12 protein-coding genes are annotated in these 14,179 nt (G+C 56.9%); 1 reads left to right on the top strand and 11 read right to left on the bottom strand.

The annotated features are described in order from the left end of the window. Positions 1-42: 42 nt before the first annotated feature. A complete protein-coding gene (locus FFB58_RS04880; RefSeq protein WP_072036731.1) occupies positions 43-225 on the bottom strand; it encodes a hypothetical protein in 183 nt (60 codons plus the stop codon). A 192-nt stretch (positions 226-417) separates the two neighbouring features. Between FFB58_RS04880 and FFB58_RS04875 the strand changes: the two genes are divergently transcribed. Next, the gene (locus FFB58_RS04875) at positions 418-1,287 is read left to right on the top strand and encodes a crotonase/enoyl-CoA hydratase family protein (protein ID WP_039031864.1); all 870 of its coding nucleotides are present in this window, start codon (positions 418-420) and stop codon (positions 1,285-1,287) included. On the opposite strand, the gene pdeR is transcribed toward FFB58_RS04875, so the two are convergent. From pdeR to pspF, 10 genes are all read right to left on the bottom strand, one after another. After that, positions 1,284-3,275 carry a cyclic di-GMP phosphodiesterase gene (gene pdeR, locus FFB58_RS04870; RefSeq protein WP_039031865.1) on the bottom strand — a complete coding sequence of 664 codons (1,992 nt, stop codon included), beginning with the start codon at positions 3,273-3,275 and terminating at the stop codon, positions 1,284-1,286. The two genes, FFB58_RS04875 and pdeR, sit on opposite strands and share 4 nt — an antisense overlap. Positions 3,276-3,593: 318 nt before the next feature. Continuing rightward, positions 3,594-5,528, bottom strand: coding sequence for an exoribonuclease II (locus FFB58_RS04865; protein WP_138369198.1), 1,935 nt, complete (start codon positions 5,526-5,528; stop codon positions 3,594-3,596). 89 nt (positions 5,529-5,617) lie between these two features. Further along, the gene (locus FFB58_RS04860) at positions 5,618-6,610 is read right to left on the bottom strand and encodes a CMD domain-containing protein (protein WP_039031867.1); all 993 of its coding nucleotides are present in this window, start codon (positions 6,608-6,610) and stop codon (positions 5,618-5,620) included. A 161-nt stretch (positions 6,611-6,771) separates the two neighbouring features. Then, positions 6,772-7,560 (bottom strand): enoyl-ACP reductase FabI, encoded by a 789-nt coding sequence (gene fabI / locus FFB58_RS04855; protein ID WP_039031868.1) that lies wholly within the window; start codon positions 7,558-7,560, stop codon positions 6,772-6,774. A gap of 124 nt (positions 7,561-7,684) precedes the next feature. Beyond that, positions 7,685-8,491: a putrescine export ABC transporter ATP-binding protein SapF gene (gene sapF / locus FFB58_RS04850; protein WP_138369197.1), complete on the bottom strand. Its 807-nt coding sequence runs from the start codon at positions 8,489-8,491 to the stop codon at positions 7,685-7,687. A gap of 1 nt (position 8,492) precedes the next feature. Next, positions 8,493-9,485, bottom strand: a complete 993-nt coding sequence (gene sapD, locus FFB58_RS04845) for a putrescine export ABC transporter ATP-binding protein SapD (RefSeq protein WP_039031870.1) — start codon at positions 9,483-9,485, stop codon at positions 8,493-8,495. Next, positions 9,485-10,375, bottom strand: a complete 891-nt coding sequence (gene sapC, locus FFB58_RS04840; protein ID WP_039031871.1) for a putrescine export ABC transporter permease SapC — start codon at positions 10,373-10,375, stop codon at positions 9,485-9,487. Before sapC ends, sapD begins: the two co-directional genes overlap by 1 nt. Continuing rightward, complete coding sequence (sapB, locus tag FFB58_RS04835; protein ID WP_138369196.1) at positions 10,362-11,327, bottom strand: putrescine export ABC transporter permease SapB; 966 nt, start codon at positions 11,325-11,327, stop codon at positions 10,362-10,364. The genes sapC and sapB overlap by 14 nt, the downstream gene beginning before the upstream one ends. Next, positions 11,324-12,964 carry an ABC transporter substrate-binding protein SapA gene (gene sapA / locus FFB58_RS04830; RefSeq protein ID WP_039031873.1) on the bottom strand — a complete coding sequence of 547 codons (1,641 nt, stop codon included), beginning with the start codon at positions 12,962-12,964 and terminating at the stop codon, positions 11,324-11,326. Before sapA ends, sapB begins: the two co-directional genes overlap by 4 nt. A gap of 88 nt (positions 12,965-13,052) precedes the next feature. Further along, entirely contained in the window at positions 13,053-14,027 is a 975-nt protein-coding gene (gene pspF / locus FFB58_RS04825) for a phage shock protein operon transcriptional activator (protein ID WP_138369195.1), read from the bottom strand. Between the last annotated feature and the right edge of the window lie 152 nt (positions 14,028-14,179).

The following is a 14,179-nucleotide window of genomic DNA, read 5'->3' as shown; positions in this document are numbered from 1 at the left end:
GTTAGTTGAAAACTGACATAAACACGAGAGGCAATGCGATCGTCAAACTTCCCACGGTGATTTTGGCGGTACTGCAGCGGGGTCTTTCTGCTCGCCTGCGAGGGTCAGTAATTCTGATTTTAATATCTCGAGATTACGAAGAGCAGAGTTCACATCGCCTGCTACCAGAATATCCAGCACAGTATCAATACGTTGCGCAACTTTTAGTGCATCGATATCAGACATAATCTCATCCCTAAATGAAAAGTGAATAAATTCAATGATGCAGAAATTGAAGGCAAAAGAGAAGGGAAAAAGTGTGCTAACGAAAGCACATTAATGGTAGTGATATTTTCATGCTTTTTTATACAGAGGATTTTAGTAGTGGCTTAGTCTAATTCTGCGCGCAAGGCGCTTTTTTCTATGAGGAATTGGACTATGACAATTATCAATCAGGCTACCTGTAAACTGTTCACTGATTCTGTACGATTCACCCAACTCGCCGGTTATTACGAGGAAGAGAGACGTACCGTATGGATGATGTTACGGGCCCAGCCGCGGCCCTGCTTCAATCATGCGCTGATAGAGGAGATCATGAACCTGTCGTGGCTGGTACGACAGTCCGGGTTTGAGGTTGATTTCTGGGTGACAGGTTCGCTGGTGCCCGATATGTACAACACCGGGGGCGATTTACGCTTCTTTGTCGACTGCATTGAGAATGGTCGCCGGGAAGCGCTTCGGGCCTATGCCCGCGCCTGTGTGGACTGCGTCCACGCTGCGTCGCGGGGCTTTGATACCGGGGCGATCACCCTGTCGATGGTGGAGGGCAGTGCGCTGGGCGGAGGCTTTGAGGCCGCGTTGGCGCACCACTTTTTACTGGCGCAGCGGGATACACGCTTAGGTTTCCCGGAGATCGCCTTCAATCTCTTCCCCGGAATGGGAGGCTACTCGCTGGTCGCGCGCCGCTCAGGCATGAAGCTGGCCGAGGAGCTTATCTATAAAGGGGAGTCGCACACCGCGGAATGGCACGAGCAACACGGGCTGGTGGACGTGCTGTTTGAACCTGGCCAGGGCTACGTGGCGACGCGCACCTTCATCGACACGTTACAACCCAAAATGAATGGCGTCAGAGCGATGCTGCGCGCCCGTCAGCGCGTCCTGCAGCTGCCGCGCAGCGAATTGATGGATATCACCGAAGACTGGGTGGATGCGGCATTCTGCCTGCAACCGAAGGATGTGGCCTACATGCAGCGGCTGGTTCTGCTGCAGGATCGCCACACCGCATCGGGCCTGCGTAAAGCCAGTTAACGCGCGTTGCGTGCCTGATAACGTTTAAACCATCGCTCGAATGCGACAGCGGGCATGGGCTTAGCAAACAGAAAACCCTGTCGTTCGTTGACGCCGTTCTTGGTCAGAAAGGCGTCTTCTTTTGCGCTCTCCACCCCTTCAGCAATCACCTGCAAATTCAGCGCCTGAGCGACCGCAACAATCGCGCGTACCAGCGACTGCGATACCGACTGCTTATGGATATCCCGGACAAATGCCTGGTCGAGCTTAATGGCATCAATGGGGAAACGGGCCAGCTGCGACAGGGACGAATAACCCGTTCCGAAATCGTCAAGGTGGATCTGCGCTCCCAGCTTGCTGAACTGCTGGATCACCGACAGCGCCAGCTCTTCGTTTTCAATCAGACAACTTTCGGTCAGCTCGACATCAATCGGGCAGTACTCAAAATTCAGGTCCTTTAAGGCCTGCTTCAGATCGCTGAAAATCGTCTGATCCGCCAGCTGGCGGGCCGAGACGTTAACCGCCACGCGCAGGTTAATACCTTTGTCGCGCCATTTGGCAACCTGGCGCACCACATCGAGCATCACCCAGCGCCCCAGGGGAACGATGAGCCCGGACTCCTCGGCGTAGGAGATAAACTCCAGCGGTGGGATCAGCCCGCGCTCCGGTGACTGCCAGCGAACCAGTGCTTCGAGGGTTCTCACCTCGCCGCGCCAGGTAATTTTAGGCTGGTAGTGGATCACCAGTTGGTCATTATCCAGCGCTTTGCGCAGGTTAGTGTCCAGCCACAAATATTCAAAGACCCGCTGATTCATCTCCGGCGAGAAGACGCAGAACGTGCCGCGCCCGTTCTCTTTTGCGGTATACATCGCGGTATCGGCATTGCGGATCACGCTTTCGCGATCGGTGCCGTGCTGTGGGGCGAGGGAAATACCCAGCGAACAGCCGGTATAGACTTCGATTAAACCAATCCGGAAGGGCTGACGCAGTCGGGTGAGGATCCGCGAAGCCATGGCTTCGAGCGCACTCTGCGACGTGCCGGTTGCCAGCACGATAAACTCATCGCCGCCGAGACGCGCCAGCACCTGCCCATCCTCCAGGCAACTGAGGATCGCCAGCGCCACCGCCTGCAAAAGCTGATCGCCAAACATATGCCCGTAGGCGTCATTCACTTTTTTGAAATTATCGAGATCGAGGTAGACCACGCCGACCTGGCCATCGCCACGGGTGTCGATGGCTTCGCTGATCATATCGTGGATGGCGTTACGGTTTGGCAGGCCGGTAATGGTGTCGGTGTTGGCGAGCACCCGAAGGCGTTCCTGTGCACGGCGCTCTTCGGTGATATCCGTACCTGAACAGATAAGAAAAATTTCGTTTTTCCCGCTGCCGCTGTGCACAAATTTATTACGAAACAGAAATAACCGTTGCCCTTTGCGGGTCTTGATCCAGCGCTCTACTTCATAAGAACTGCCGTCACGAAAAAAACCGCTGATATTGCGGCGGGAGGCAGCGGCTTCGCTGCGGCTCATAAAGAGTTTAAAGACGTTCTGGCCAATAACCTCGTGCTCTTTCATCCCGGTGTATTCTTCGCTCAGACGGTTAAAGCGTTGAATATTGCCGTGCCGATCGAGGATAACAATCACCGAGTTGGCCTCAGAAACCACCTGTTCGGCAAAGGATAAACCCTGGGCCAGATCCCGGGCGACGGAGGGGGTGTCATTCCAAGCGGAGGCGGTGCCGGCCCACTCTTTTTTAGTGGTTTTACGGCCCACGAGGTGCACCGGCACATCAGTTCCGTACAGGGAGAGCGTCATGGTGATGCTGGAGGTGATGACCGTCATCTGGCGAATACTGTCGGCCTGCTCGTCAGTCAGCGCCACCACCTGAGTGGTCTCGGCGCTTTCGCTGGCCGCAAGATGGAGCGCATTGCTGTCCGCCGTCAGTCGCCACCAGGGACTGTGGGTGCCCATGTAACGAAACAGCAAATTTTGCTCCAGATCGTCAATCATGCTCTCTCCCAGGCGCACTTAATTGCACACATCGTGCATTTCCAGTCGGTTTAATCGCGTTAAAATAGCGGTAATGCCGAGCTAAACTTATTGTTTTTTCCCAGTATTCTTATATTAGAACGAGATTAGCAAAAAAGGATACAGACGAATGAATATTCCGGTCACACCTTATGAAGTTCAACAGATTATCGTTAATAAGTGTGATCGCTTTTCGGAATTTGTGGGGGGTAATGGTAAGGAAAAATGATGAATGTGAGGTTAATACAAAAAAAATCGGCTCACCCGCAATGAGTGAACCGACCTTTAAGCAGACAACAATCAGACAGCAGGGCGGGCGATAACGCTGCGTGTTTCCATGCGCACTTCAGCGATAGTCACGTCAATAACTTCGGTCACTTTATACGCCACTTCACCTTTGATCTGCACGGTGCCGTTTTCCTGGCTGCAGACAAGTTCGTCCCGCACGGCGTGCAGGAACGGCGCTGGAATGAAGGCCACGGCGCCGTTATCTACCAGACGCACGCGCATGCCGCCACGGCTGATATCGATGATCTCAGCGGCAAAACGGGTGTCGGTTCCGGCTTTGTCTTTCAGGAAGCGGGCATACAGCCAGTCACCGACATCACGTTCCGCCATGCGGTTAAGGCGACGACGCTCGGCCATTTGCACGGTAGCGTCGTCCTGCGGACGGGCAATGGTTTCGCCTTTGACGATCGCTTTTAGCAGGCGGTGGTTAACCATATCGCCATACTTACGAATCGGCGACGTCCAGGTGGCGTAGGCTTCCAGACCCAGGCCAAAGTGCGGGCCTGGCTCGGTGCTGATCTCCGCGAAAGACTGGAAACGACGGATGCGGCTGTCGAGGAAACCAGACGGCTGAGCATCCAGTTCACGGCGCAGTTTACAGAAGCCGTTCAGGGTCAGGACTTCCTGCGGATCCACATGCACGTCGTGCGTTTTCAGCAGGGCCGCCAGCGCTTCGCTGTTGGCCGGGTCGAAGCCGGTATGCACGTTATAGATGCCGAAACCGAGCTTGTCGCGCAGGACGCGGGCCGCACAGATGTTGGCCGCAATCATCGACTCTTCAACAATACGGTTAGCGATGCGACGTGGTTCAGCAACGATATCCAGCACTTCGCCTTTTTCACCGAGAATGAAGCGGTAGTCAGGACGATCCTTGAACACCAGCGCATGGGTTTTACGCCATTCGCTGCGGCTCAGGCAGACGCGCTGCAGCAGGCGGATTTGTTCGGCAATAGCATCAGATTCTGGCTGCCAGGTGCCGCTATTTTCCAGCCAGTCAGAGACCTCGTCATATACCAGCTTGGCTTTCGATTCGATAAGCGCGGCAAAGAACTCGATGTTCTCTTCAATCGTGCCGTCGGCAGCGATGGTCATGCGGCAGGCCAGGACCGGGCGCACTTCGTTGGCGCGCAGCGAGCATAAATTATCAGACAGCTCACGCGGCAGCATCGGGATGTTGAAGCCCGGCAGATAGTTGGTAAAGGCACGGATTTTGGCCGCGTTATCAAGCGGTGTACCTTCAGCGATCCAGGCCGTAGGATCGGCAATCGCTACGGTTAACAGCAGTTTGCCGTCAGCCTGCTCTTCAACATACAGCGCATCGTCCATATCTTCGGTGCTGGCGCTGTCGATGGTGACAAAATTGAGGGCGGTCAGATCGCGACGCTCCAGACCTTCGTCCAGCATCTCCGTCGCTGCCCCTTCAGGGGCCTCTTTTTCGAGGTTATGGCGTGCGAGAGTGACCCACCACGGCACGAAATGGTCTTCGCCGAAGGTAATAAACTGGGTCAGTTCAGCATAAAAACCGCGATCGCCCTTCAGAGGATGACGGCGCATTTCTGCCACGGCCCAGTCACCTTCTTTGAAATCATGAGTCACGCCACGTTCAGCGCGGCAGGGGATGGCGTCTTTCAGCAGAGGATGGTCCGGAACGATGGACAGACGGTCATCTTTTCTCAGTACCTTACCCACAAAACGGGTCAGGAAGGGTTCAATTAATTCTTCAGGCTCGGCGGATTCACGATCCTTTTCGCTATGGATCACGGCCGTAATACGATCGCCGTGCATCACCTTCTTCATCTGCGGAGGCGGAATGAAGTAACTTTTCTGCGCATCGACTTCAAGGAAGCCAAAGCCTTTTTCCGTGGCTTTTACGACCCCTTCAGCGCGTGGCGTCTGGGAATGCAGTTGCTGTTTAAGCTGCGCTAGCAGCGGGTTGTCCTGGAGCATAGTGATCTATTTTCGTAGCCATATGAGCGGCTGACAGTTTTACGCGAATCTCACTGTTACAGCAAGCGCTCTTTAGGTCATTAGTGTGGTTATTCGCCCCTGCCGATGGCGATTTTCAGCCGGTTCAGCCAGCCGCAAAAAGCGCTCCAGGTAAGCAGGTTGATGGCCTGTACCGGCGGCTGCCCGTCATTCGTCAGCGGGGTAAACTGCGCGGCGCTAAACTGGTCCGGCGATCGCGCCAGTTGCTCTACGGCACGCTTTACCGACTCGTCGTTTTCATATTCTGCGTGAATGCCACTGACCAGAATTTCACCTGTTTGATCGAGGATTGCCGGTTCATGACACAACACCGGTGTAAGCTGCTGCAGTAGCGGCTCCTCCTGCCAGCGTTCAAGGGACGCCAGCTGCTGTGGGCTGGCCTGACATCGCTCGACCCCCGGTACGGCGGGCTGCCATGTATTCAAAGTGTTATCGTCGGGCAGGGCGTGAGGCTGAATGTGGTGTCCCGGCAGCCAGCGAACAGGGTGGCCGAGCAGAGCCTGAAAGACTGCCACCACGCGCGCCTGAAAGCCGACAAAGCCGATAATCTGGTTGATGGTGACAATGTCATATACCGTCAGGCCCACTTCATCGAGCCCCTGCTGCGCTTTGCTGTCGATCACGTCCGGCGAGCTGGCAAGCTGGCGGGCATACTGAGTGATTTGGGCGAGGCGGCGATTGCTTTCACGGGAGGAGTCGGGGCCGGGGAGCGGGGCGAGGAGGGCGGCGTAGTGGTTACACAGACGCTGCACGCCGCAGACCTGCGCCACGGTCAGGGCGGTGCTGAAACGGTCATACGCGCTCAACGTGCGCAGTCGGGTAACCGTCAGGGTACGCGGGAAAAAGAGGTCGCACAGCGTCCGGGCCGGGGTTAACCAGCGTTCACAGGCGGCAAGCAGCGTCGCTGGTAAAACGAGGTTCAGCAAAAAACGATCCGCGACCTGTGCGGCTTCGGGAACCAAAGGCAGGACTTCCGTCGGGCTGCTACTGGACTGGGTCTCATGATACCAGTGGCCTTTGCCAGAAATACGGCGTTGTTCCATGTGCGTTCCTTGATCTCAAAATGGCGATCAATATCCTGGCGTAAGGTGGATAAGCGGAAAAATATTGTTAGGTGATAACAAATAGCGGAACGGAATAACGAGGGGAAAGCGGGGGCGGAACGGGAGGCGAACCTTCCCGCCGGAGCGGGAAGGTAACGAACTTATTTGATTTCCAGCTCGTTCATTGCAGCGATGTTGAAACCGCCGTCAACGTGAACCACTTCGCCGGAGATGCCAGCAGAGAGGTCAGAGCAGAGGAATGCCGCGGAGTTACCCACGTCTTCGATGGTCACGGTGCGACGGATTGGGGTAACCGCTTCGCAGTGTGCCAGCATTTTACGGAAGTCTTTGATGCCGGAAGCAGCCAGAGTACGGATTGGACCCGCAGAGATACCGTTTACGCGCACGCCTTCTGGACCCATCGCGTTCGCCATGTAGCGTACGTTGGCTTCCAGAGAGGCTTTCGCCAGACCCATCACGTTGTAGTTAGGGATTGCGCGCTCAGCACCCAGGTAGGACAGGGTCAGCAGGGCAGCGCCTGGGTTCAGCATGGAGCGGCAGGATTTTGCCATCGCTACAAAGCTGTAGGAGCTGATGTCGTGTGCGATTTTAAAGCCTTCACGGGTGACTGCGTTCACGTAGTCGCCGTCCAGCTGGTCGCCCGGTGCAAAGCCGATGGAGTGAACGAAACCGTCAAATTTCGGCCAGGTTTTTGCCAGCTCAGCGAACATGCCATCGATGCTTTCATCTTGTGCAACGTCGCATTCCAGAACAATGCTGGAACCCAGCTGCGCGGCAAACTCTTCTACGCGGCCTTTCAGCTTGTCGTTCTGGTAGGTGAATGCCAGCTCAGCGCCTTCGCGATGCATAGCCTGTGCGATGCCGTATGCGATGGACAGTTTGCTGGCAACGCCAGTCACCAGAATACGCTTACCGGAAAGAAAACCCATAGCTCTTAATCCTTATATTCATTGTTGTGGCGGCCGTCATCTGTTTGGACAACCGTCGTTAAAACGCGGCGATAATAGCATGTGTCGCGTACAGTGTTAATCCGACCACTCCACACGGGGCGGGTCAGCGATCTTTTCGCCAGGCATCGGCGGTTAAGGCTTCGCCAAAATGGCCGGCAATTAAACGTTTGGTCAAATCGTGAAGCGGTGCGGCCAGCACCGAGGCGGTACTGCCGCGCTCCACCACCGAGCCCTCATGCATCACCAGCACCTGATCGCTGATGTGCTTCATCATTCCCAGATGCTGGGTCACGTAGATATACGAGATACCCTGTTTTTCCTGCAATTCCAGCATCAGGTTGATTAACTGTGAACGCATCGACATATCCAGCGAGGCCAGCGCTTCGTCGGCGATGATCACTTTTGGACGCAGGATCAGCGCGCGGGCCAGACCTAGACGCTGTTTCTGTCCCGGTGCCAGCATGTGCGGATAATAGCTGACGTGATCGGGCAGCAGCCCAACCATTCGCAGGGTCTCGATAATCTGTTTACGCCGCGCCTCCGGCTCAAGGTCGGTATTCAGACGCAGCGGAAAATCGAGGATCTGCGAGATACGCTGGCGCGGGTTCAGCGACGTCGACGGATCCTGAAAAATCATCCTGATCCGCTGGCTGCGGAACGAGTAATCGCCAAATTTCAGCAGATGGTCGTCAATCAGCACTTCACCATCGGAAGGCTCGATCATCCCGGCCAGCATTTTCGCCAGCGTTGATTTCCCGGAGCCATTCTCACCAATGATCGCCAGAGTCTGCTTTTCGCGCAGGGTAAAGCTCAGCGGCTTAACCGCTTCGACGGTCTGACGGTGGAATAAGCCGGTGCGATAGCGAAAGGTCTTACTCAGATTGCGCACTTCCAGCAGGGTTTCGACCATGTCACTCTCTCTCCATGTTCAGCGGGAAATGGCAGGCATACAGATGGTTCCTTGCCCCGGCCAGGCGCGGGGTTTCAATGCATTTACGCTGAGCATATGGACAGCGCGGTCCCAGACGACAGCCAATCGGCAGGTGCTCCAGCAGCGGAATAGCGCCCGGCAGAGTATTCAGGCGGCTTTTATGCGGCATGGAGCTGCCAAAATCGGGGATCGCACGGATCAGCGCCTGGGTATAAGGGTGATGCGGTGTGGTGATCAGGTCTTCACTGCCGGCGGTCTCTACGGTCTGTCCGCAGTACATCACGTCAATCTTGTCCGCCCATTTGCTCAGCATCTGCAGGTCATGGCTGATCAGCAAAATGGTGGTGTTGTTGTTCTGGTTAAGCCGGGTGAGCAGGCGGAAAATTTGCGCCTGGGTGGTGGGCTCCATGGCGTTGGTCGGTTCGTCGGCGATCAGCAGGCGCGGCTGGTTGGCCAGCGCAATGGCGATCATCACTTTCTGACACTCACCGTCGGTCAGCTCATACGGGAAGCTGCGCATGGCGTCTTTATGATCCTTAATCCCCACCCGGTGTAACAGCTCGATGGCCCGGCGTTTGCGCCAGCCAAAACGCTGCCACCAGCGGCCCTTATAGGTCCAGCCGGGGATGTTCTGCATCAGCTGCTTGCCTACCCGCTCCGACGGATCGAGACAGGATTGCGGCTCCTGGAAAATCATCGACACGTTGTGACCTACCAGCTTACGCCGCTCGCGAGCGGAAAGGCGCAGCAGGTCGATATCATCGAAACGCATACGGTCGGCGGTGACGCGCCAGTTATCTTTCGCCACGCCGCAGATCGCTTTCGCAATCAGACTCTTGCCCGAACCTGATTCCCCCACCAGACCGCGGATCTCGCCCTCGCTCAGGGTAATGCTGACGCGATCGACCGCTTTGACCCAGCCTTCGCCGGTTTTAAATTCAATCGTCAGATTGCGAATATCCAGTAACGGCATTATTCCACCCCCGCCACAATGGCGCGACGGATCCCGTCGCCAAGCAGGTTCACCAGTAATACGCTAATCATAATTGCCGCACCCGGCAGCATCACCGTCCAGGGCGCTACGTAGATCAGTTCCAGCGCGTCGCCCAGCATTGCGCCCCATTCCGGAGAGGGCAGCTGTGCGCCAAGATCGAGAAAACCGAGGGCAGCAATATCGAGGATCGCCATCGACAGGGCGCGGGTAATTTCCGTGACCATCCCGGAGGCGATATTGGGCAGCACCGCGAACCACAGAATATTTAAGGTGGTGGCGCCATCGAGACGGGCGGCCACCACGTACTCTTTTTCCAGCTCATCATGCACCAGGCTGTAGACCGAACGTACCATGCGCGGCAGCAGCGCCAGCCACACCGCAAACATGGCGTGGGTCAGATGCGGTCCGGCAAAAGCCACCACGATAATCGCCAGCAGCAGCGAGGGGATCGACAGCAGCGTATCAAGAATATGGTTCGTCACCGCCGAGCGCAGACCGTGGGTCGCGCCGGCAACAATGCCTAACAGCAGACCACACAGCGTGGCGGCCAGCGTGACCACAAAGGCGCCGCCCACCGTCGGCGCGGCACCGCTCAGCAGACGGCTTAACACATCGCGCCCGAGGTCGTCAGTGCCGAGGAAAAAGGAGACTTCGCCGTAGCGAGACCAGGACGGCGGCAGCAGCTGGTAGCCGAGGAACTGCTGGTCGATGCCGTAGGGCGCAAACCAGGATCCGAGGATGCACAGCAGCGCGAGGCCGCCGCAGCCGTACAGGCCGATCATCGCCGTGGTGTCGCCATAGAAGTTACGCCACACGGTGCGCAACGCACCGGGCGTGCGCTTTTCACTATAAACGCTATCGTAAGGCATACCATTCCTTATGTTTCAGCGGGTTAGCCATAGCGCCCAGAATATCGGAGATCACGTTAACGATGATCACCAGCGCGCCAATCACCATTACGCCCGCGGAGATTGCGGCATAGTCCTGCTGGCGAATGGCGTTAATCAGCCAGCGACCGAGACCGGGCCAGCTGAAGACCATCTCGGTGATCATCGCCAGCGTCAGCATGGTGGAGAACTGCAGGCCAAGACGCGGGATCACCGGCGGCAGGGCATTATGCAACACGTGGCGACGTAAAATGGTAAACCGAGACAACCCGCGCGTGGCGGCAGCTTTGACATAATTTTGGTCAAAGACTTCGCTGGTGCTGATGCGCATCAGGCGGATCACCTCCGTGGTCGGTGCCACGGCGAGCGCCAGCACCGGTAACACCATGTGGCGCACGGCGCTGATGATCATCTCATGCCGCCAGACCGAATCTGAGAGCCAGGCGTCAATAATGGCGAATCCGGTCACGGTTTTCACCGCGTACAGCAGGTCAAAACGCCCGGACACCGGCAGCCAGCCCAGCGTCAAGGAGAAAAAGAGGGTCAGCAGTAGCGCCAGCCAGAAGACGGGAACCGAAAACCCGAGCAGGGCAAACGCGCTGATCAGCTTGTCCTGCCACTTGTTGCGGGTGATCCCGGCGAGCATTCCGACCGGGATCCCCACGACCAGCGCAAAGCCAAAGGCCAGGATGCACAGCTCCATGGTGGCGGGGAACACCTCTTTCAGCTGCTCGGCGATGGGCTGGCCGTTAATGCTGGAGACGCCGAAGTCCCAGTGCAGCACCCCTTCAAACCAGAACCACCACGCATTCCACAAGGAAGCACCCTGGAGCGGCGCGTGAGGGGTAAAGTAGCTCAGACTGAAGCCGACAAAGGTCAGGAAGAAGAGGGTGATCAGCAGCAACAGCAGCCGACGTAAGGTAAAAATAATCACGGTTTTTTCACCTCTTCCTGGTTCACGCGGGAGACCCCGGCAAACGATGCATTACCAAACGGGCTGAGCACCAGGCCTTTGATATCGTAGCGATAAGCCTGCAGCCGCAGGGACGAGGCCAGCGGCAGCACCGGCAGCTCTTTGGCGAGAATAATTTGCGCTTCATCATAGGCATCGATGCGCGCCGCCAGCTGCTGGGTCGACAGCGCTTTACGCAGGATGTCGTCAAACTCGCGGTTGCACCAGTGGGCGTAGTTGGTCTGGGAATCAATCGCCGCACAGCTCAGCAGCGGACGGAAGAAACTGTCCGGGTCGTTACTGTCTGTCGCCCAGCCTGTCAGGGTCAAATCATGGTTCATGTCCATCAGGCGCGCCTCCTGAAAACGGCCTTCTACCGGGATAATCACGACTTTGACCCCCACCTGCGCGAGGTCTGCCTGCAGCAGCTCGGCGGTTTTCAGCGGGCTGGGGTTCCAGGCCTGGGAGCTGGTGGGTACCCACAGCTGCAGGGTGAGGTTTTCAGCCCCCAGCGCCTTCAGCTGTTCGCGTGATTTATCCGGATTGTATTCAGTAATTTTAGCCTCGCTATCGTAAGCCCACGAGGCGCGGGGCAAGATTGAGGCGGCGGTTTCGGCGGTACCGTAATAAATGGACTGCATCAGGCGCTGGTTATTGATCGCCAGCGCCAGGGCGTGGCGAACGGCCGGGTTGTTCAGCGGCGGCTTGTTGGTGTTGAAGGCCAGATAGGCGATATTCATGCCCGGGCGCAGGGTCAGACGCAGGCGCGGATCGTCGCGCAGGATGGTGAGCTGGCTGGCGGCGGGCCATGCCAGAACATCGCATTCGCCGGTGAGCAGTTTCGACAGACGCCCTGTTCCGCCGGAGCCTAAATCCACCACCACCTGCGGCATCAGTGGCGTGCCGCGCCAGAATTTCTCATGGCGCGCCAGACGCACGTACTGCCCGGCCCGGTACTCCTCAACCTGGAATGGCCCGGTGCCTACCGGCTGGCGGTCCATCAGCTCCATTTTATCCTGCAGGGTCAACTGGGTGGCGTACTCGGAAGACATCACCGAGGCGTAGTGCGTCGCCAGATGCCACAGGAAAGAGGCGTCCGGGCGCGCCAGGGTGAACTCCACCGTTCTGTTATCCAGTTTGCGCACGTTCTTCACCGTGTCGGCAAACTGCAGGCTATCGAAGTAGGGGAAGTTGCCGCCATTAACGTAGTGCCACGGATGGTTGCGGTTAAAAATGCGCTGGAAGGTGAAAACCACATCATCCGCATTGAGTTTGCGGGTGGGCTTAAACCACGGTGTGGTCTGGAAGCTGACGTCATCGCGCAGACGAAAACGGTACGTGGCACCGCTGTCCAGCACTTCCCAGCTTTCAGCCAGCTCCGGCACCAGACGATAGGTATAAGGATCCACATCCAGCAGGCGGTCATAGAGCTGGGCGGCGAGGGTGTCGACGATCAGGCCGCTGCTCGCTTTTTGCGGATTGAAGGTATTGACCTGCCCACTTACGCAGTAGACAAAGCCGCTGTCGCGAATATCCGCGCTATCCGCCTGCTCAGGCGCGGCAAAGGCCTGGCTACTGAGCAGACCGAGCGCAATCAGGGATGAGAAAACCAGACGCATAATTTTTAAGGTTTTTAGTGACGATCTGCAAAGTGTATCGCACTTACACCTGCTTCGTAAAAATGTCTGCGGATAAGTGCTGAATATCTCAGCGCATCTGATGCTTTTTGAGCAATGCCCTTAACTGATGGTAGGTCAGGCCCAGCAGTTCAGCCGCGCGTTTCTGATTAAATTTCGCCTCGCGCAGGCTCTGTTCCAGCAACTGCTTCTCCTGTTCCTGCTGGAACAGTCGCAAATCCAGCGGCAGAGTGGGGCTTGCAGATTGAGGTTTACTGACAGGCGACCGCGCAGGACGATGAAAAGGATCGATCACAATCTCATCCAGCTCGGTTTCGCTGCTGCCGTGGCGGTAGACGGAGCGCTCAACCACGTTTTTCAGCTCACGAATATTGCCCGGCCAGCGGTAGTCCAGCAGCGTTTCCCGGGCGTGCTGGCTGAAGCCGGGAAACAGCGGCAGACCCAGCTCGCGGCACATCTGAATGGCAAACTGCTCGGCCAGCAGCATGATATCGCTGCGCCGTTCGCGCAGCGGCGGCAGGTTGACGACGTCAAACGCCAGCCGGTCCAGCAGGTCGGCACGGAACCTGTCCTGCTCGACCATCTCCGGCAGATTGGCGTTCGTGGCGCACACCAGGCGCACGTTTACCTGCAGCGGCTGGCTGCCGCCCACGCGCTCCAGTTCGCCATACTCAATGACCCGCAGCAATTTTTCCTGCACCAGCATCGGGGCGGTCGCAAGCTCATCCAGGAACAGCGTGCCGCCATCGGCGCGTTCAAAGCGGCCGGGATGGCGACGCTGCGCGCCGGTAAAGGCCCCCGCCTCGTGGCCAAAGAGTTCGGTATCGAGCAAATTTTCATTCAGCGCGGCGCAGTTCAGGGAGATAAAGGGTCCATCCCAGCGCCCGGAGAGGTAATGAAGGCGGTTGGCAATCAGCTCTTTACCCGTGCCACGCTCGCCGATAATCAGCACTGGCTTATTCAGCGGCGCCAGCCTGGAGACCTGCTCCAGCACTTCGAGAAAGCTGTTGGCTTCCCCCAGTAATGTATCTTTAAATTCAGCCATGATGAAATTAACCACTTATTGGTGTGATTCACTAAGCGAGAGTAGGCCGGGATGGGCGAAAAAGCAATCACCTCGCGTAAAATCAACAAGATAAAAAACTGGCACGGGAATTGTATTAGCTAAACAGCAGGGCTCAGCCCGATAACAGAAAA

It is taken from the genome of Enterobacter sp. MF024 (genome assembly GCF_005843915.1).
In the GTDB taxonomy this organism is placed as follows: domain Bacteria; phylum Pseudomonadota; class Gammaproteobacteria; order Enterobacterales; family Enterobacteriaceae; genus Enterobacter; species Enterobacter barmai.
The sequence above is the reverse complement of the archived record's forward strand: the minus strand, read 5'-3'. Positions and strand labels throughout refer to the sequence as shown.

Coding starts and splice junctions, on each gene's coding strand:
- FFB58_RS04880 (WP_072036731.1), bottom strand. CDS start 225: ATGTCTGATATCGATGCACTAAAAGTTGCGCAACGTATTGATACTGTG.
- FFB58_RS04875 (WP_039031864.1), top strand. CDS start 418: ATGACAATTATCAATCAGGCTACCTGTAAACTGTTCACTGATTCTGTA.
- pdeR (WP_039031865.1), bottom strand. CDS start 3,275: ATGATTGACGATCTGGAGCAAAATTTGCTGTTTCGTTACATGGGCACC.
- FFB58_RS04865 (WP_138369198.1), bottom strand. CDS start 5,528: ATGCTCCAGGACAACCCGCTGCTAGCGCAGCTTAAACAGCAACTGCAT.
- FFB58_RS04860 (WP_039031867.1), bottom strand. CDS start 6,610: ATGGAACAACGCCGTATTTCTGGCAAAGGCCACTGGTATCATGAGACC.
- fabI (WP_039031868.1), bottom strand. CDS start 7,560: ATGGGTTTTCTTTCCGGTAAGCGTATTCTGGTGACTGGCGTTGCCAGC.
- sapF (WP_138369197.1), bottom strand. CDS start 8,491: ATGGTCGAAACCCTGCTGGAAGTGCGCAATCTGAGTAAGACCTTTCGC.
- sapD (WP_039031870.1), bottom strand. CDS start 9,485: ATGCCGTTACTGGATATTCGCAATCTGACGATTGAATTTAAAACCGGC.
- sapC (WP_039031871.1), bottom strand. CDS start 10,375: ATGCCTTACGATAGCGTTTATAGTGAAAAGCGCACGCCCGGTGCGTTG.
- sapA (WP_039031873.1), bottom strand. CDS start 12,964: ATGCGTCTGGTTTTCTCATCCCTGATTGCGCTCGGTCTGCTCAGTAGC.
- pspF (WP_138369195.1), bottom strand. CDS start 14,027: ATGGCTGAATTTAAAGATACATTACTGGGGGAAGCCAACAGCTTTCTC.